This window comes from Pseudomonas sp. FSL R10-0056 (assembly GCF_009600105.1).
Taxonomy (GTDB): Bacteria; Pseudomonadota; Gammaproteobacteria; order Pseudomonadales; family Pseudomonadaceae; genus Aquipseudomonas; species Aquipseudomonas bubulae.
In genome coordinates this window covers 1-17,578 of sequence record NZ_WIWL01000175.1, presented here as the reverse complement: position 1 = coordinate 17,578, position 17,578 = coordinate 1, and the positions used below count along the sequence as shown (strand labels likewise).

Here is a 17,578-nt window from a genome sequence, read left to right as displayed (position 1 = left end):
TCTGTGGGAGCGAGCCCGCTCGCTCCCACGGCCTCAGTCGTTCGGCTTATTGCGGTGATGGCGCGAGATGTTGCAATGTGTGTCTGATTGCAACTAAAACCTGATGAGTAAATAAAGATGACAACAGCAACTCACTACACAGGAGAGGAGCGCAAAAAAAGGATTTTTGCGATTGTCGGTGCATCCTCCGGCAACCTGGTCGAATGGTTCGACTTTTACGTTTACGCCTTCTGTGCGATCTACTTCGCTCCCGCTTTCTTCCCCTCCGATGACCCTACGGTGCAGTTGCTGAACACGGCCGGTGTGTTTGCGGCGGGTTTTTTGATGCGCCCCATAGGTGGCTGGCTGTTTGGCCGGGTGGCTGACAAGCACGGGCGAAAGAATTCCATGATGATCTCGGTGCTGATGATGTGCGCCGGCTCACTGGTTATTGCCTTCTTGCCGACCTATGCCTCGATCGGCGCCTGGGCCCCGGCCTTGTTGCTGATGGCACGGCTGTTCCAGGGCCTGTCGGTAGGGGGTGAATACGGCACCACTGCGACCTATATGAGTGAAGTGGCACTCAAGGGCCAGCGCGGCTTCTTTGCTTCCTTCCAGTATGTAACGCTGATCGGCGGGCAACTGCTGGCGGTGCTGGTGGTGGTGATTCTTCAGCAGTTTCTGTCAGAAGACGAACTGCGGGCCTGGGGCTGGCGCATCCCCTTTGTGATCGGAGCCATTGCGGCGCTGATTTCGTTGTTGCTGCGTCGCACCCTGAAAGAAACCACCAGCGCCGAAACCCGCCAGGACAAGGACGCCGGTAGTGTTAGGGCGTTGTTCCGTGACCATAAAGCGGCGTTTATTACCGTGCTGGGTTACACCGCAGGCGGCTCGCTGATTTTCTACACCTTTACCACCTACATGCAGAAATACCTGGTCAACACCGCCGGTATGCACGCCAAGACCGCCAGTTACATCATGACCGGGGCGCTGTTCCTTTATATGTGCATGCAGCCGCTGTTCGGCATGCTGGCGGACAAGATCGGCCGGCGTAACAACATGCTCTGGTTTGGTGCGCTGGGTACGCTGTGTACCGTGCCGATCCTGTTGACCCTGAAAACCATCAGCAGTCCCTTCCTGGCCTTTGTCCTGATTACCCTGGCGCTGGCGATTGTCAGCTTCTACACCTCGATCAGCGGCCTGGTCAAAGCCGAGATGTTCCCGCCGCAGGTACGGGCGCTGGGTGTTGGCCTGGCCTATGCCGTGGCTAACGCCATCTTTGGTGGTTCTGCGGAATACGTGGCACTGGGCCTCAAGTCCATGGGCATGGAAAACAGCTTCTACTGGTATGTGACGGTGATGATGGCCATCGCGTTCCTGTTCAGCTTCCGTTTGCCCAAGCAGCCCAAGTACCTGCACCACGATTTGTGATGTGCCCGCGCGCCCGGCTGTGGCGCGCGCTTTCTAAGGAAGGTTTATGAGTGATCAGCTGTTCGATGCGTACTTTACCGCCGAGGCCATGAAGCAAGTGTTTTGCGATCATGGCCGGGTACAGGCCATGCTCGACGTCGAAGCGGCGCTGGCCCGGGCACAAGCCCGGGTCGGGGTGATTCCTCACTCTGCGCTTGCACCGATTACCGCGGCCTGTCGCGCACAACTCTACGATTTTGAAGCGCTGGGCCTGGCGATCGCCAGTGCCGGCAATTCGGCGATCCCGCTGGTCAAGGCCCTGGGCAAACAGATTGCCAGCAGCGCGCCCGAAGCGGAACGTTATGTGCATTTGGGTGCCACCAGCCAGGACGTGATGGACAGCGGTCTGGTCCTGCAATTGCGCGCCGCTCTGGATTTGATCGAGCGTGACATGACGCAGCTGGCGGATGTGCTCGCCGCGCAGGCCCAGCGCTATGCCACGACGCCTTTGGCCGGGCGCACCTGGCTGCAGCAGGCTACTCCGGTGACCTTGGGCATGAAAATCGCCAGCTGGCTGGGGGCCGTGACCCGTAGCCGCCAGCGTCTGCACGAGCTCAAACCGCGTTTACTGTGCCTGCAGTTTGGCGGTGCTTCCGGCACCCTGGCCGCCCTTGGCGATCAGGCCATGCCGGTGGCACAGGCGTTGGCTGATGAACTGGGCCTGAGTCTGCCTGAGCAACCCTGGCATACCCAGCGTGATCGTCTGGTGGAATTTGCCGCAGTTCTGGGCCTGATCGCCGGTGGCCTGGGCAAAATCGGTCGGGATATCAGCCTGCTGATGCAGACCGAGGCGGCGGAAGTGTTCGAGCCGTCGGCACCGGGCAAGGGCGGCTCGTCGACCATGCCGCACAAGCGCAACCCGGTTGGGTCTGCGGTATTGATCGGTGCCGCAACGCGGGTGCCGGGCCTGCTGAGCATTTTGTTCAGCGCCATGCCTCAGGAGCACGAGCGCAGCCTGGGCTTATGGCATGCCGAATGGGAAACCCTCCCCGAGATTTGTTGCGTGGTGTCCGGCGCGCTGGTACAGGCGTTGAATATTGCCCGTGGGCTGGAAGTGGACAGTGAGCGCATGGCGCGCAACCTCGATCTGACCCACGGGCTGGTGCTGGCTGAAGCAGTAAGCATTGTGCTGGCGCAGCGGGTAGGGCGCGAAACCGCGCATCATCTGCTGGAGCAGTGTTGCAAGCGGGCCGTGGCCGAAAAGCGCCATTTACGTGGGGTGCTGGGCGAAGAGCCGCAAATCACCGCGCACCTCAGCGCGCAGGAACTGGATCGCCTGCTCGATCCGGCCCATTACCTTGGTCAGGCGACGACGTGGGTCGAGCGTGCGCGGGCTGAACATTTTGCGTTGGTCCTCTAAAGGAGAAACTCGTGGGACGTGTACAACTCGCTGAAGGTGAACTCAACTACCGCCTGGACGGCCCGCAAGGTGCACCGGTGCTGGTGCTGTCCAATTCCCTGGGCACTGATCTGGGGATGTGGGACACGCAGATTGCGGCGTTCGCCGAGCACTTCCAGGTATTGCGCTACGACACCCGGGGTCATGGCCAGTCGTTGGTGACCGAAGGACCGTATAGCATTGAACAACTGGGCGGAGATGTTTTGGCGTTGCTGGATGCGCTGCATATCGAGCGCGCGCATTTTTGCGGGTTGTCGATGGGTGGACTGATTGGCCAGTGGCTGGGGATCCATGCCGGTTCGCGGCTGCACAAGCTGGTGGTGTGCAACACGGCTGCCAAAATTGGCGAGCCTGCGGTCTGGAATCCGCGCATCGAGATGGTTTTGCGTGAGGGTGCTGCGGCGATGGCGGGGTTGCGTGATGCCTCCATTGCCCGCTGGTTTACCGCGGACTTCGCCCAGGCCAATCCCGGGCAGGCCAAGCGCATCACCGATATGCTGGCGGCCACTTCGCCCCAGGGCTATGCCGCCAATTGTGCTGCTGTGCGTGATGCAGATTTTCGCGATCAGTTGGGTGCAATCGAAGTGCCCATGCTGGTGATCGCGGGCACTGAAGATGCCGTCACGCCGCCTGCGGGCAGCCACTTTATCCAGGAACATGTGCGTGGCGCGCAGTACGCCGAGTTTTACGCCGCGCACCTGTCCAACGTGCAGGCAGGCGATGCTTTCAGCCAGCGCGTGCTGCAATTTTTGCAGGCAAGCTAAGGAGTTTTTTGTGGACGAGAAACAACGTTACGACGAGGGCATGCAAGTACGCCGTGCGGTGCTGGGTGATGCCCATGTGGATCGTAGCCTCAATGCCCTGACCGAGTTCAACAGCGAGTTCCAGGAAATGATCACCCGCCACGCCTGGGGTGATATCTGGACTCGTCCGGGGTTGGCGCGCCATACCCGTAGCCTGATTACCATCGCGATGCTGATCGGCATGAACCGCAATGAAGAGCTGAAACTGCATCTGCGCGCTGCGGCCAACAATGGCGTGACCCGGGCCGAGATCAAGGAAGTGATCATGCAGAGTGCTATCTATTGCGGGATTCCGGCGGCCAATGCGACGTTTCATCTGGCTGAATCGGTGTGGGATGAATTGGGGGTTGAGTCGCGGGAGTAACAGCGGCTACAGATCAATCTGCATCCCTAGCCTGAAACAACAAACCCGCCATAAGGCGGGTTTGTTGTTTAACCGATACGCATCAAGCCTTGGGTGGCTGATCCGAAACAGGGCGGTTTTGCCCGGTCTGTTCGTACCAGCCGCCACCCAGCGCCTTGTACAGCGTGACTTCACTGGTCAGCTGCGAAAGACGGTCGGTGATCAACGATTGCTGCGCGCTGAACAACGAGCGCTGGGCATCGAGGAAGGTCAGGTTGCTGTCGATGCCAATCCGATAACGACGCTCGGCCAAACGGTAGTAATCCTGGTTGGCGTTGACGAAGTCGGTTTGCGCCTGCAACTGCTGGTTGTAGGTTTGACGCGCTGCCAGACCGTCAGAAACTTCCTGGAAGGCGGTCTGGATTGTTTTCTCGTACTGGGAAACGGTGATTTCTTTCTGGATTTTTGCGTAGTCCAGGCTGGCGCGCAAAGCCCCTGCGTTAAAGATCGGCAAGTTGATTTGCGGTGAGAACAACCAGGTGCCCGAGCCGCCCTTGAACAGCCCCGACAGGTCAGGGCTCAAGGTCCCGGCATTGGCCGTGAGGCTGATGCTCGGGAAAAACGCTGCCCGCGCCGCGCCGATGTTGGCGTTGGCGGCCAGCAACTTGTGCTCGGCTTCAAGGATGTCCGGACGACGTTGCAGCAAGTCCGATGGCAAGCCAGCCGGTACTTCGCTCAACAGGTCGGCTGCCAGCGGTTGGGCTGCCGGCAGGTTGTCCGGGATGGTGCTGCCCAGCAACAGCGCGAGGCTGTTCTGATCTTGCGCCACCTGACGGGTGTAGCGGGCCAGCTGCACCTTGGCGTTTTCCACCGAGGTGCGCGACTGGCTGACTTCAAGGGCCGAGGCCACACCGACTTCATTGCTGCGCAAAGTGAGCTTGTAGCTCTCATCGAACGCCTTGAGGGTGTCTTCGGTGAGCTTGAGCAGTTCCTTGTCAGCCTGCCAGGTCAGGTAGGCATTGGCGACGCTGGCCACCAGACTGATCTGGGTGCTGCGTCGGGCTTCTTCGGTTGCAAAGTAGTTCTGCAACGCCTGATCGCTCAGGCTGCGAACCCGGCCGAACAGGTCCAGCTCGTATGCACTGACCCCAAGGGTCGCCGAATAAGAACTGGTGATGCTCGACTCGCCGGTTTGCGACATGTTGGCCGGAGTACGTTGACGGCTACCGCTGCCAGAGGCCGAAACCGCCGGGAACAGATCGGCGCGCTGGATGCGGTACTGCGCGGCATAGGCGTCGATGTTCAACGCCGCGACGCGCAGGTCGCGGTTGTTGACCAGAGCCGTCTGGATCAGCTGCTGCAGCGCCGGGTCATGGAAAAACTGACGCCAGCCCTGTTCCGCAGCGGCCTTGCTGGCCGCCTCGGTTGGCGAGTAGGCCGGGCCTTGCGGGTATTGCGCCGCTACCGGCGCTTCAGGGCGCTGGTAGTCGGGGATCAGCGAGCAGCCGCCGAGCGTAAACGCTGCAACAGCTACTGCGAGAAGCGACTTGCTCATTGGCCAGCCTCTTGGTTTGGAGTTTTAGTCAGATCCACTTTCTTTTCCGTGTCTTTATTCTTGCCGCCGCCAATGGACGATACGGCCACAAAGAACAGCGGTACCCAGAACACGGCCAGTACGGTGGCGGTGATCATGCCACCGATAACACCGGTACCAATAGCGTGCTGGCTGCCCGAGCCTGCGCCCGTGGAGATGGCCAGTGGAACCACACCCAGTACGAAGGCCAGGGAGGTCATGATGATCGGACGCAGACGCATGCGGCACGCCTCGATCGCGGCATCCACCAGGCTTCGTCCCTGCTCATGCAGTTCCTTGGCAAACTCGACGATCAGAATGGCGTTTTTCGAGGCCAGACCGATGGTCGTTAGCAAGCCCACCTGGAAGTACACGTCGTTGGACAACCCGCGCAGGCTGGTGGCCATAAGCGCACCGATGATCCCCAGGGGTACGACCAGCATCACCGCAATTGGAATCGACCAGCTTTCGTACAGTGCTGCAAGGCACAGGAATACCATCAGCAAGGAAATAGCGTACAGGGCAGGCGCTTGCGAACCTGACAGACGTTCCTCGTAAGACAGCCCCGTCCAGGAAATACCGACACCCGCTGGCAGTTTCTTGGCCAGGGCTTCGACCTCAGCCATGGCTTGACCGCTGGTATAGCCCGGAGCCGGAGCGCCGAGAATTTCCATCGCTTCTACGCCGTTGTAACGCGACAGCTTGGGTGGGCCGTAGATCCACTCGCCCTTGGCGAAGGCCGAGAACGGCACCATGGTTCCTTGATCGTTACGCACGTACCATTTCTTCAGGTCTTCGGGGTTCATCCGCGAGTCAGCTTCGCCTTGCAGGAATACCTTTTTGACTCGACCGTGGTCGATGAAGTCGTTGACATAACTGGCACCCAGACCAATGGACAGGGTGTTGTTGATGTCCGAAATGCTCAGGCCCAGGGCGCGAGCGGCCTCATCGTCGATCAGCAGCTTGTATTGCGGTTCATCGTTCAGACCGTTCGGACGTACGCCCGCCAGGATCTTGCTTTGAGCCGCCATCCCCAGGAACTGATTGCGTGCAGCCATCAGTTTCTCGTGGCCAATGCCGGAGCGGTCTTGCAGGTACACGTCGAAACCGGTGGCGTTACCCAGTTCCATTACAGCAGGCGGGGCAAAAGCGAACACCATTGCATCGCGGTAGCTGGAGAACACTTTCTGCGCCCGTGCAGCCAGTGCAAATACACTGTTGTCGGAATCGCGCTCGCCCCACGGCTTGAGCATGATGAACGCCAGGCCGGAGCTCTGGCCACGGCCGGCGAAGTTGAAGCCGTTTACGGTAAACACCGAAGACACAGCGTCCGACTCATCGGCCAGCAGGTATTCGCGCATCCGGTCGATCACTTGCTGGGTGCGCTCTGCAGTGGTGCCTGCCGGTGTTTGAACCTGTGCAAACAGTACGCCCTGGTCTTCTTCCGGGAGGAAGGAGGTAGGGATACGGGTAAACAGGAACACCATGCCAACCACAATCAGCACATAAGCCAGCAGGTACGGAGCCTTGTGCCGCAGAATGCTGCCGACACCTTTTTCATAGCGTTTCACGCCATTGTCGAAGGTCCGGTTGAACCAGCCGAAGAAACCGCGCTTGTTCTCGCCGTGATCACCCTTCTGGATTGGCTTGAGCATGGTGGCGCACAGGGCCGGGGTGAAGATCAGGGCAACCAGTACCGACAGGCCCATCGCCGAAACGATAGTGATCGAGAACTGGCGATAGATCACACCCGTGGAGCCGCTGAAGAAGGCCATCGGCAGCAATACCGCCGACAACACCAGCGCAATACCTACCAGGGCACCCTGGATCTGCTCCATGGATTTCTTGGTGGCTTCCTTGGGCGGCAGTCCTTCTTCGGACATGACCCGCTCAACGTTTTCAACCACCACGATCGCATCGTCCACCAGCAAGCCGATGGCCAGTACCATACCGAACATGGTCAGGGTGTTGATGCTGAAGCCTGCGGCGGCCAGGATCCCGAAGGTACCCAGCAGTACAACCGGTACTGTCATCGTGGTGATGATGGTGGCGCGGAAGTTTTGCAGGAACAGGAACATCACCAGGAACACCAGTACAACCGCTTCGACCAGGGTGTGCACCACACCTTCGATCGATGCCGAAACCACAGGCGTGGTGTCGTACGGGTAAACGACTTTCATACCTTCCGGGAAGAAGGGTTCCAGGCCGTTGATGGTTTCACGCAATGCCTTTGCCGTGTCCAGAGCGTTGGAGCCCGGGGCCAGCTTGATCGCGATACCCGATGCCGGTTTGCCGTTGAATTGTGCGCTGACGCTGTAGTTCTCACCACCCAGGGCAACATCTGCGACATCGCTCAGGCGTACCTGGGAGCCGTCGGTGTTGACCTTGAGCAGGATCTTTTTGAACTCTTCAGCCGTTTGCAGACGGGTTTTGCCGATGATGGTCGCGTTCAGCTCCTGACCCTTGACGGCAGGCAGGCCGCCCAGTTGCCCGGAGGACACCTGAACGTTCTGTGCGCTGATGGCCGATTTAACGTCCACCGGAGTCAGGTTGTATTTGTTCAGCTTGACCGGGTCGAGCCAGATACGCATGGCGTACTGGGCGCCGAACACCTGGAAGTCGCCCACACCTTCGGTACGGGAGATCGGGTCCTGCATGTTGGAAACGATGTAGTTGGACAGGTCGTCCTTGTTCATGCTGCCGTTTTCAGACACCACACCAATAACCATCAGGAAGTTTTTCACTGCCTTGGTTACACGGATACCTTGCTGCTGTACCTCTTGCGGTAGCAGGGGGGTCGCCAGGTTGAGCTTGTTCTGTACCTGGACCTGTGCGGTGTCAGGGTCAGTACCTTGCTCGAATGTGGCGGTGATGCTCATGCTGCCGTCGGAGTTACTTTCCGATGACACATAGCGCAGGTGGTCGATACCGTTGAGCTGTTGCTCGATCACCTGAACCACGGTGTCCTGCACGGTTTGCGCCGAAGCGCCCGGGTAGGTCACGGAGATCGAAATGGCCGGTGGTGCAATGCTCGGGTACTGGTTGATCGGCAACTTCAGGATCGATAGAGCCCCGACCAGCATGATCACCAGGGCTATAACCCAGGCGAAAATCGGACGGTCGATAAAAAATTTCGACATGGTTTATTCCCCTTTACTGCCTGCAGCTTTTTCTGTTGCCGGGGCAGATGCCGGGGTTTCGCCTTGTGGCTTGTCCATGATCTTGACTTCAATGCCAGGCTTGATGAATTGCAGGCCATCAGTAATCAGACGGTCGCCAGGGTTCAGGCCTTTCTCAACCAGCCAGTTGCTGCCAACGGTGCGCGAAGCTTGCAGTACACGCAGCTCAACCTTGTTGTCCGGTCCAACGATCATTGCAGTCGGTTGGCCCTTGAGGTTGTGGGTCACGCCGATCTGCGGTGCGAGGATGGCATTGCTGTCGATGCCTGCTTCCAGCTGCGCGTGGACAAACATGCCCGGCAACAGGGTTTCGTCAGGGTTAGGGAATACGGCGCGCAGGGTGACGGAACCGGTGGTTTCATCAACCGAGACTTCGGCGAACTCTAGGCGACCTTCCTGGCCGTACTCGCTGCCGTCAGGCAGGGTCAGCTTGACCTTGGCGGCGTTTTCACCGGCCTTCTTCAAACGGCCACTGGCCAGGTCGCGGCGCAGTTCGAGCATTTCTACCGAGGACTGGGTCACGTCAACGTAGATCGGGTCCAGTTGGGTGATCACGGCCAAAGCGTTGGCCTGGCCACTGGTGACCAGTGCACCTTCGGTGTACAGCGAGCGACCGATGCGGCCGGTCAGCGGCGCCAGCACCTTGGTGTAGCGCAGGTTAACCTGGGCGGTGTTCAGCGCGGCTTCTGCTTCCAGGCGGGCGGCTTCGGCGTTGTCGTATTCCTGACGGCTTACGGCTTGCTCGGCGACCAGTTGCTTGTAGCGCTGAGCCAGTGATTTTGCCGATTGCAGGGTGGCGCGGGCGCTGAGTACGGCGCTTTCATAGATCGCCGGATCGATTTGATAGAGCTGCTGGCCGATCTTGACGTCACTGCCTTCTTTAAAGAAGCGCTTGAGGATGATGCCGTTTACCTGCGGGCGTACTTCTGCCGAACGATATGACGCGGTGCGGCCAGGCAGATCGGTGGTCAAGGTAAATGGCTGGGTTTTCAGCGTGACAACGCCGACCTGAGGGATTTGCGGGGCAGGTGCTGCCTCTTCCTTTTTGCATCCGCTGAGCAGCGAAGCAAGGGCGATGGCAGCAACCAGAGCGGTAACAGCTGGCTTGAATTGCATGAAGATCCTCGGGTCAGGCACGCGAAAGCGCACAAGAATAGTGGAAGGGTAAAGAAAGCTGTTCCGGGTGGATAAATAGCTTGCTAAGTAATATACTTACATTCGTGTCTGTTTGTAAATAGTGGGACGCTGTCTCGCCAAGCCTTACAGCGCCATTTTTCATGCGTGTAGTAGACCGGGATAAGGCATAACAAGCGCCACCCGATGTTGGTCCGGGCAAGTGACCGTAGAGGCCCGGATCCTTCTGATTGAGGTTTTTATTGCCATGGTGCGTCGTACCAAAGAAGAAGCTCTTGAGACCCGGAGCAAAATCCTCGAAGCGGCCGAACAGGCCTTCTATGAGCGCGGGGTTGCCCGCACGACGCTGGCTGATATCGCCACACTGGCGGGTGTCACCCGTGGTGCCATTTACTGGCACTTCAGCAACAAGGCCGAGTTGGTTCAAGCCATGCTCGACAGCTTGAATGAGCCTCTGGATGAAATGGCCAGGGCAAGCGAAAGCGAGAACGAAGTCGACCCGCTTGGCTGCATGCGCCAATTGCTGATTCACTTGTTTCGCCAGGTTGCCATTGACCCAAAAACCCGGCGTATCAATGAAATTTTGTTCCATAAGTGCGAATTCACTGACGAAATGTGTGATTTACGGGCTCAACGCCAGATGGCGATGCTCGATTGCAACAGCAGGATCGAGCTGGCCCTGAGCAATGCCATTCATCGTCAACAGCTCCCTGAAAATCTGGATGTTCGCCGTGCTGCCATCTGCCTGCATGCCTATATCGACGGAATACTCGGACAATGGCTGCTGGTTCCCGACAGCTTTGACCTGTACACACACGCGCAATCCTGGGTCGATACGGGGCTGGACATGCTGCGCACAAGCCCAGCTTTAAGAAACTCCGGCAATATCCGAGAGGGAGTCTAGTAGGCTCAAGCAATAAGGCGAGTGAAGATTTTGCCCTTTGGGCCATTTGATGGCAGATGGCATTTATATACGTCTGGCCCGCGGGTTTAAAGTTAGCGAGCTAAGTATTTTGTAGCTAAATTGTTATCGTTTAGTTAAACGTCCCACAGCTAGATGTAATTAATCCTAAGCGATTGCGGATTAAGGATTACTGAACGGCGGCATCTTTCTCGGTTATTTTTTCCAATCAACCCTTCCTGCCTTGGCTTCCCCTACACTTGAGCAACGCTTTGGCCTCAGGCCAGAGCTGCCAGCAACGGGGGAGCGGGCAACTGCCAGGCTGTTTTCCTCTCCCGACTGAAGCAAACAGACTGCGACGGTGTGGTGTGTCGTGGACAATTCGAGGAATAACAAGTGAACAAGATTTACTCGAGTGCTGAATCCGCTTTGCAAGGCCTGGTCGAAGACGGCATGACCCTGGCTGTAGGCGGTTTTGGCTTGTGCGGTATCCCCGAAGCGCTGATCGCGGCTTTGCGCGATACCGGCAAGCGCGAGCTGACGGTGATCAGCAATAACGCCGGGGTTGACGGATTTGGTCTGGGGCAACTGCTGGAAACGCGCCAGATTCGCAAAATGATTTCTTCCTATGTTGGCGAGAACAAAGAGTTCGAGCGCCAGTACCTGGCGGGCGAGCTGGAGCTTGAGTTCACCCCGCAAGGTACCCTTGCGGAAAAGCTGCGGGCGGGCGGGGCGGGTATCCCGGCGTTCTTTACCAAGACTGGCTACGGCACGCTGGTAGCTGAAGGCAAGGAAACCCGGGAGTTCGATGGCGAGTGGTATGTCATGGAGCGTTCACTGCGCGCCGATGTAGCCCTGGTCAAGGCCTGGAAGGCCGATACCTCTGGCAACCTGCTATTCAATAAAACGGCACGCAACTTCAACCCTTTGGCGGCCATGGCGGCCAAGGTGTGTGTGGTGGAAGTGGAAGAGATTGTCGAGGTTGGCGAGATCGAGCCCGATCAGGTGCATTTGCCCGGGATTTACGTACAACGGCTGGTGCTCAACGCTGCGCCGGAAAAACGTATTGAACATCGCACTGTGCGGAGCGCCTGACCATGGCCTGGACTCGTGAAGAAATGGCGCATCGTGCCGCCCAAGAACTGCAGGACGGTTTCTACGTCAACCTGGGTATCGGTTTGCCCACCCTGGTGGCGAACTACATTCCTGAAGGTATGGATGTGTGGTTGCAAAGCGAAAATGGCCTGCTGGGCATTGGTCCGTTTCCGACTGACGATGAGGCCGATGCCGACCTGATCAACGCCGGCAAGCAAACCATCACGACTTTGCCGGGGAGCAGCTTCTTCAACAGTGCCGATTCGTTCGCGATGATTCGTGGCGGTCATATCAACTTGTCGATTCTGGGGGCGATGCAGGTGTCCGAGAAGGGCGACCTGGCCAACTGGATGATCCCCGGCAAGATGGTCAAGGGCATGGGCGGGGCGATGGATCTGGTAGCCGGGGTCAAGCGCGTTGTCGTGCTGATGGAGCACACGGCCAAGGGCGGCGTCCATAAACTGCTCAAGCAGTGTGATCTGCCGCTGACGGGCGTGGCCGTGGTCGACCGGATTATCACCGACCTGGCCGTGCTGGATGTGACCGGGCAAGGACTCAAGCTGGTGGAACTGGCGCCGGGAGTCACCCGCGAGCAGCTTCAAGAGGCCACGGGCTGCGCAATCAACGGTTAGGAGCCAAGCCTCTGGTAGCAAGTGCCGTAGAAACGAGGCTGCTGCTACGCAGACGACTGCCTTCTAGTTTTAAGGTGTTTTCGCCGAGTCAAATACGCAAAAAGCCCCAAAAGGGGCTTTTTGCTTAAACGTGAATCAGCGTTCCAGGTCGACGATCTTGCCTGGTTTGCCATCCCACTCGGCCGCGTCCGGCAGAGGGTCTTTGCGTTCAGTGATATTTGGCCAGATTTCAGCCAGCTCGACGTTCAACTGAATGAAATTCTCCATGCCGGCAGGCACTTCATCTTCAGAGAAGATCGCCTGTGCAGGGCATTCAGGCTCACAAAGCGCGCAGTCAATGCACTCATCCGGGTGAATCACCAGGAAGTTCGGGCCTTCGTAAAAGCAGTCCACCGGACAGACTTCTACGCAGTCGGTGTACTTGCACTTGATGCAGTTGTCGGTGACGACGAAGGTCATTTCTAATTCTCTCCTCAGGCGGCGGCAGCGAAGCCCTTCCAGAACGGGTTCGCCGGGTTCGGGAGTGATATCTAAAGACCAGGCTAAAAGGTCAGTAGCATCCCGAACCGCGCGCGATTCTAGCAGCTTTTAAAGGCGTGTCTTTAATGTGTAGAGCAAATCGAGCGCTTTACGTGGCGTCATGTTGTCCAGATCGGCCCTGGAAAGGTCATCCAGCACCGGGTGCGGCAGGCTGGCAAACAGGTCGCTTTGTTGTGGCGCAGGCTTTTTGCCAGGCTTCGCAAGTGGCACTTCATGGGGCAGGCTGGTGGTCTCCAGGCGGCTCAAATGCTCGCGGGCACGGCTGATGACTTCACTCGGTACCCCCGCCAGTTGCGCCACGGCCAGGCCATAACTCTGGCTGGCCGGGCCCGGCAGAACATGGTGCAGGAACACGATACGTTCATTGTGCTCGGTTGCGCTCAAATGCACGTTGGCGACCAGCGGTTCACTTTCGGGCAGTACCGTCAGTTCGAAGTAGTGCGTGGCAAACAAGGTGTAGGCGCGCAACTGGGCCAGACGTTCTGCTGCAGCCCAGGCCAGGGACAGGCCGTCAAAGGTACTGGTGCCACGACCCACTTCGTCCATCAGCACCAGGCTGCGTTCGGTGGCGTTGTGCAAAATATTGGCGGTTTCGCTCATCTCGACCATAAAGGTCGAACGGCCACCTGCCAGGTCATCACTGGAACCGATCCGGGTAAAAATCCGGTCAACCAGCGACAGCTCGCAACTGGCTGCTGGCACAAAACTGCCGATATGGGCCAGCAATACGATCAATGCAGTCTGGCGCATATAAGTCGATTTACCGCCCATGTTAGGACCGGTAATCACCAGCATGCGGGTGTTGTCATCCAGCCCCAGGTCGTTGGCCACAAACGGCGTAGTCAGCACTTGCTCGACCACCGGGTGGCGACCCTGGCTGATGCGCATGCACGGCTCTTCAACAAAGCGCGGGCAGTTCAGGTCCAGGTTCAGCGCACGCTCGGCCAGGTTGCTCAGCACATCCAGCTCGGCCAGGGCGGCGGCGGTGTCCTGCAGCGGTGCGAGGTGGCCGATCATCTCTTCGAGCAATGCCTCATAGAGCATTTTCTCACGAGCCAGGGCACGGCTCTTGGCCGACAGGGCCTTGTCTTCGAAGGCTTTCAGCTCAGGGGTGATAAAGCGTTCGGCGCCTTTGAGCGTCTGGCGGCGGATGTAATCGGCCGGAGCCTGTTCGGCCTGTTTGCTTGGCAGCTCGATAAAGTAGCCGTGGACCCGGTTGTAACCGACCTTGAGGTTGGACAGGCCGGTGCGGGCTTTTTCTCGGGCTTCCAGGTCAATCAGGAACTGGCCGGCGTTTTCGCTCAGTGCCTGCAACTCGTCCAGCTCGGCGTCATAGCCGGTTTTAAGCACGCCGCCATCGCGGATCACCGCGGGTGGGTTGTCATTGATGGCTTTTTCCAGCAGTGCGCCCAGTTCGGGGTAGGTGCTGGTGATCGTGGCCAGTTGCTGCAAGTGCGGCGCTTCGAGGCCGAGCATGGCGTCTTGCAGTTCCGGCAGCGCGTTCAAGGCATCACGCAGGCGGGCCAGGTCGCGGGGGCGCGCGTTGCGCAGGCCGATACGGGCCAGGATCCGCTCCAGGTCACCGATTTCCTTGAGCTGTGGCTGCAGCTTTTCAAAGCGATAGCCATCGAGCAGGCAGGTAATTGAAGACTGGCGCGCCAGCAGCACGCTCAAATCGCGCAACGGACGGTTCAACCAGCGGGTCAGCAAGCGGCTGCCCATCGAGGTCTGGCAACGGTCGACCACTGATTGCAGGGTATTGTCGCGACCGCCGGCCAGGTTGGTGTCCAGCTCCAGGTTGCGGCGGCTGGCGCCATCGAGCACCACGGTGTCGTCCAGGCGCTCATGGCGCAGGCTGCGCAAGTGGGGCAGGGCCGTGCGCTGGGTTTCCTTGGCATAGCTGAGCAGGCAGCCTGCAGCGCCGATGGCCAGGGTCAGGTTTTCGCAGCCAAAGCCTTTTAGATCCTGGGTTGAGAACTGCTGGCACAGGCTTTTCAGGGCCGAGTCACGCTCAAAGTCCCACGGCGCACGGCGACGAACGCCACGACGTTTTTCCGCTGGCAGGCCTTGTGGCCAGTCATCCGGGATCATCAGCTCAACCGGGTTGATGCGCTCAAGCTCTGCCAGCAGGTTTTCCCAGCCCTTGATCTCCAGCACCGAGAAGTTGCCACTGGTGATATCCAGCACGGCGAGGCCAAACAGACGCTCATCGCCCAGCACCGCGGCAATCAGGTTGTCGCGGCGCTCATCCATCAGCGCCTCGTCACTGACGGTGCCCGGGGTGATGATGCGTACGACCTGACGCTCAACCGGGCCTTTGCTGGTGGCCGGGTCGCCGACCTGCTCGCAGATCACTACCGACTCCCCCAGCTTGACCAGTTTGGCCAGGTAACCTTCGGCCGCATGGTAAGGGATCCCGCACATCGGAATCGCCTGCCCGGCAGACTGGCCACGTGCCGTGAGGGTGATGTCCAGCAGTTTGGCGGCTTTCTTCGCGTCTTCGTAGAAGATTTCGTAGAAATCGCCCATGCGATAAAACATCAGCTGGTCAGGGTGCTGGTTCTTCAGGCGCCAGTACTGCTGCATCATCGGGGTATGGCTGGACAGGTCGGAAGTATTTTTACTCATCAGGACTTAGGCGGATTCGTTCAGAAGTGGGGGAAAGGCAGGCCGTGGCCTGAGGTTTTCGCAATGGGCGCAAGGTTAACATGTCAGCCCCTTGCATCTACAGGTGCGCACCGGGCGCGCTGACTGGCTGCTATAAATAGAAGAAATAGCATTTGCCATCAATAAACACGGCCAGCACTATTGCCGCCATGTCAAAACGAACTGTTTCAACCGTCCTTAAAGAGCTGCTGGCCCGGCACGGTATCAGCGCGATGGCGCTTCACCGCAGTACGGGAGTACCGCAACCTACGTTGTCGCGAATATTGAGCGGCAAAATTGCCGATCCTTCCGACAGGCATATCTCCAAAATCGCCGAGTATTTCCACATCAGCACCGATCGCTTGCGCGGCCGGGAGGATGTGCGGGTGCCTGAAATCGAGCTACGTCACCCAGAGTTGCGTGATATTTGCCTGTGGGATGACGACACCCCGGTGGCGGACGATGAAGTGTCCATTCCATTTTTGCGTCAGGTTGAACTGGCCGCCGGCTCAGGGCGCTTTGCCATTGAGGAGAGCGAACGCGCCAGGTTGCGTTTCGGCAAGCGCAGCCTGCGCCATAACGGCGTGGAGTTCGATCAGGCCAAGTGCGTGACCGTACGCGGCGACAGCATGCTGCCAGTCCTGCGCGATGGCGCAACGGTGGGAGTCAATGCGGGCAAACGTACCCTTGACGAAGTGGTTGATGGCGACCTGTATGCGGTCAATCACAATGGCCAGTTGCGGGTGAAACAGGTGTATCGCCTGGCGGGCGGTATTCGTTTGCGCAGTTTCAATCGCGACGAGTTCCCGGATGAGGACTACGCCTACAACGATCTCGAGGATGAACAACTGGTCATTCTTGGTCATGTGTTCTGGTGGGGCATGTACGCCCGCTAACCATAAGTCTTGGAACACCCTGTGGGAGCGAGCCTGCTCGCGAATCAGCTTTCGCGAGCAGTATTTTCACCCAACCAACAGACAATTCTCACCGTATTTGCAGGTCTTGGCCGACTTGTTGAAATGGTCCGAATAAATATATGCACTGGTGCATTGACTGTATATCCATACATGCATAGTCTTTATTCCATTGCGGCCAACGATGGATCTCAGGCAGGGGTATGACGTTTCAGCCAGACCGGAAATTGGCGCTTATCAATAAGGACACAGGAGTGATCACATGATGAATGAACCGCAAGTCTTACTGGAAATGCCGGTTTTACTGGTCATCCTCCTTGCCTTGGTAGGCGGCGTTTTTGGCGAGATGTGGCGGGCAGACAAGGACGGCACCAGCGGATGGCCACTGATGCGGCGCCTGGCGTTGCGTTCGGGCGCGTGCGTGGTGTGCGGTGTCTCGACCTTTATGCTGCTGTACTCGGCCGGGATGTCGATTCTGGCCGCAGGAGCCCTGGGTTGCCTGACCGCACTGGCCGGTGCAGATGCGGCAATCAGCCTGTACCAGCGCTGGGCCGCGAAGCGGCTCGGGGTAGATGCTGCGCCCGGTGACTCGCGGATCGAGCCGTAACAGGCGCTTTTTGGTGTAGGTTATGGCGCAGACCCGCCATCAGGAGAGGACAGTGGATCAAATATCTCAACTTGCATCTGAACTCGGGCTGCTGTTAAAGGCTCTCAATGCCCAGGTGACAACCGCCGAGTCCTGCACCGGTGGCGGCATTGCCGAGGCCATCACCCGTATTGCCGGCAGCTCCGCGTGGTTTGAGGCAGGGTTTGTGACCTACTCCAACCAGCAAAAGACCCGGCAACTGGAGGTTCCCGAGCCTTTATTCACCCGGGTGGGGGCGGTCAGCCGCGAGGTGGTCGAGGCGATGGTGCAGGGTGCGCAGGCCCAAAGCGGGGCGCGATTTGCCGTGGCGGTCAGTGGTGTGGC

At 58.6% G+C, this 17,578-nt stretch carries 15 protein-coding genes; 10 read left to right on the top strand and 5 right to left on the bottom strand.

Features of this window, described 5'->3' with window-relative positions:
- Positions 1-117: 117 nt before the first annotated feature.
- From GHO42_RS11725 to pcaC, 4 genes are read left to right on the top strand one after another with little or no spacing between them, the layout of a single operon-like run.
- On the top strand, positions 118-1,410 hold the full coding sequence (locus GHO42_RS11725) for an MFS family transporter (protein ID WP_016779752.1): 1,293 nt from the start codon (positions 118-120) through the stop codon (positions 1,408-1,410).
- A 46-nt stretch (positions 1,411-1,456) separates the two neighbouring features.
- The gene (locus GHO42_RS11720) at positions 1,457-2,809 is read left to right on the top strand and encodes a 3-carboxy-cis,cis-muconate cycloisomerase (protein WP_095003007.1); all 1,353 of its coding nucleotides are present in this window, start codon (positions 1,457-1,459) and stop codon (positions 2,807-2,809) included.
- An 11-nt stretch (positions 2,810-2,820) separates the two neighbouring features.
- Entirely contained in the window at positions 2,821-3,612 is a 792-nt protein-coding gene (gene pcaD / locus GHO42_RS11715) for a 3-oxoadipate enol-lactonase (protein ID WP_095003008.1), read from the top strand.
- A 10-nt stretch (positions 3,613-3,622) separates the two neighbouring features.
- A complete protein-coding gene (pcaC, locus tag GHO42_RS11710) occupies positions 3,623-4,015 on the top strand; it encodes a 4-carboxymuconolactone decarboxylase (RefSeq protein ID WP_095003009.1) in 393 nt (130 codons plus the stop codon).
- An 82-nt stretch (positions 4,016-4,097) separates the two neighbouring features.
- On the opposite strand, the gene GHO42_RS11705 is transcribed toward pcaC, so the two are convergent.
- The 3 genes from GHO42_RS11705 to GHO42_RS11695 are packed head-to-tail and all read right to left on the bottom strand — an operon-like array spanning position 4,098 to position 9,862.
- A complete protein-coding gene (locus GHO42_RS11705; RefSeq protein WP_016779756.1) occupies positions 4,098-5,549 on the bottom strand; it encodes an AdeC/AdeK/OprM family multidrug efflux complex outer membrane factor in 1,452 nt (483 codons plus the stop codon).
- A complete protein-coding gene (locus GHO42_RS11700) occupies positions 5,546-8,707 on the bottom strand; it encodes an efflux RND transporter permease subunit (protein ID WP_095003010.1) in 3,162 nt (1,053 codons plus the stop codon). Before GHO42_RS11700 ends, GHO42_RS11705 begins: the two co-directional genes overlap by 4 nt.
- A 3-nt stretch (positions 8,708-8,710) precedes the next feature.
- Positions 8,711-9,862, bottom strand: coding sequence for an efflux RND transporter periplasmic adaptor subunit (locus tag GHO42_RS11695; protein WP_095003011.1), 1,152 nt, complete (start codon positions 9,860-9,862; stop codon positions 8,711-8,713).
- 265 nt (positions 9,863-10,127) lie between these two features.
- Between GHO42_RS11695 and GHO42_RS11690 the strand changes: the two genes are divergently transcribed.
- From GHO42_RS11690 to GHO42_RS11680, 3 genes are all read left to right on the top strand, one after another.
- Entirely contained in the window at positions 10,128-10,784 is a 657-nt protein-coding gene (locus GHO42_RS11690; RefSeq protein ID WP_095003031.1) for a TetR family transcriptional regulator, read from the top strand.
- A gap of 393 nt (positions 10,785-11,177) precedes the next feature.
- A complete protein-coding gene (locus GHO42_RS11685; protein WP_095020417.1) occupies positions 11,178-11,876 on the top strand; it encodes a CoA transferase subunit A in 699 nt (232 codons plus the stop codon).
- Positions 11,877-11,878: 2 nt separating this feature from the next.
- Complete coding sequence (locus tag GHO42_RS11680; RefSeq protein WP_153327832.1) at positions 11,879-12,508, top strand: CoA transferase subunit B; 630 nt, start codon at positions 11,879-11,881, stop codon at positions 12,506-12,508.
- Positions 12,509-12,643: 135 nt separating this feature from the next.
- Here GHO42_RS11680 and fdxA read toward each other — a convergent pair whose 3' ends face one another.
- Both fdxA and mutS read right to left on the bottom strand, forming a co-directional pair.
- Positions 12,644-12,967, bottom strand: coding sequence for a ferredoxin FdxA (gene fdxA, locus GHO42_RS11675; protein WP_016779762.1), 324 nt, complete (start codon positions 12,965-12,967; stop codon positions 12,644-12,646).
- A 129-nt stretch (positions 12,968-13,096) separates the two neighbouring features.
- Positions 13,097-15,676 (bottom strand): DNA mismatch repair protein MutS, encoded by a 2,580-nt coding sequence (gene mutS, locus GHO42_RS11670; protein ID WP_095003014.1) that lies wholly within the window; start codon positions 15,674-15,676, stop codon positions 13,097-13,099.
- A 188-nt stretch (positions 15,677-15,864) separates the two neighbouring features.
- Here mutS and GHO42_RS11665 point away from each other — a divergent pair, with 188 nt between their 5' ends.
- The 3 genes from GHO42_RS11665 to GHO42_RS11655 form a co-directional block, all read left to right on the top strand.
- Entirely contained in the window at positions 15,865-16,590 is a 726-nt protein-coding gene (locus GHO42_RS11665; RefSeq protein ID WP_095019810.1) for an XRE family transcriptional regulator, read from the top strand.
- A gap of 280 nt (positions 16,591-16,870) precedes the next feature.
- Entirely contained in the window at positions 16,871-17,215 is a 345-nt protein-coding gene (locus GHO42_RS11660) for a phage holin family protein (RefSeq protein ID WP_095003016.1), read from the top strand.
- A 22-nt stretch (positions 17,216-17,237) separates the two neighbouring features.
- Positions 17,238-17,578, top strand: a 341-nt coding sequence (locus tag GHO42_RS11655) for a CinA family protein (protein ID WP_153327829.1), incomplete at its 3' end; no start/stop codon positions are given.

Excerpts from the sequence above, each read along its gene's own strand:
- fdxA (WP_016779762.1), bottom strand. The coding sequence starts at position 12,967 with ATGACCTTCGTCGTCACCGACAACTGCATCAAGTGCAAGTACACCGAC.
- GHO42_RS11695 (WP_095003011.1), bottom strand. The coding sequence starts at position 9,862 with ATGCAATTCAAGCCAGCTGTTACCGCTCTGGTTGCTGCCATCGCCCTT.
- GHO42_RS11700 (WP_095003010.1), bottom strand. The coding sequence starts at position 8,707 with ATGTCGAAATTTTTTATCGACCGTCCGATTTTCGCCTGGGTTATAGCC.
- GHO42_RS11680 (WP_153327832.1), top strand. The coding sequence starts at position 11,879 with ATGGCCTGGACTCGTGAAGAAATGGCGCATCGTGCCGCCCAAGAACTG.
- GHO42_RS11690 (WP_095003031.1), top strand. The coding sequence starts at position 10,128 with ATGGTGCGTCGTACCAAAGAAGAAGCTCTTGAGACCCGGAGCAAAATC.
- GHO42_RS11665 (WP_095019810.1), top strand. The coding sequence starts at position 15,865 with ATGTCAAAACGAACTGTTTCAACCGTCCTTAAAGAGCTGCTGGCCCGG.
- GHO42_RS11725 (WP_016779752.1), top strand. The coding sequence starts at position 118 with ATGACAACAGCAACTCACTACACAGGAGAGGAGCGCAAAAAAAGGATT.
- GHO42_RS11660 (WP_095003016.1), top strand. The coding sequence starts at position 16,871 with ATGATGAATGAACCGCAAGTCTTACTGGAAATGCCGGTTTTACTGGTC.
- mutS (WP_095003014.1), bottom strand. The coding sequence starts at position 15,676 with ATGAGTAAAAATACTTCCGACCTGTCCAGCCATACCCCGATGATGCAG.
- GHO42_RS11720 (WP_095003007.1), top strand. The coding sequence starts at position 1,457 with ATGAGTGATCAGCTGTTCGATGCGTACTTTACCGCCGAGGCCATGAAG.
- GHO42_RS11705 (WP_016779756.1), bottom strand. The coding sequence starts at position 5,549 with ATGAGCAAGTCGCTTCTCGCAGTAGCTGTTGCAGCGTTTACGCTCGGC.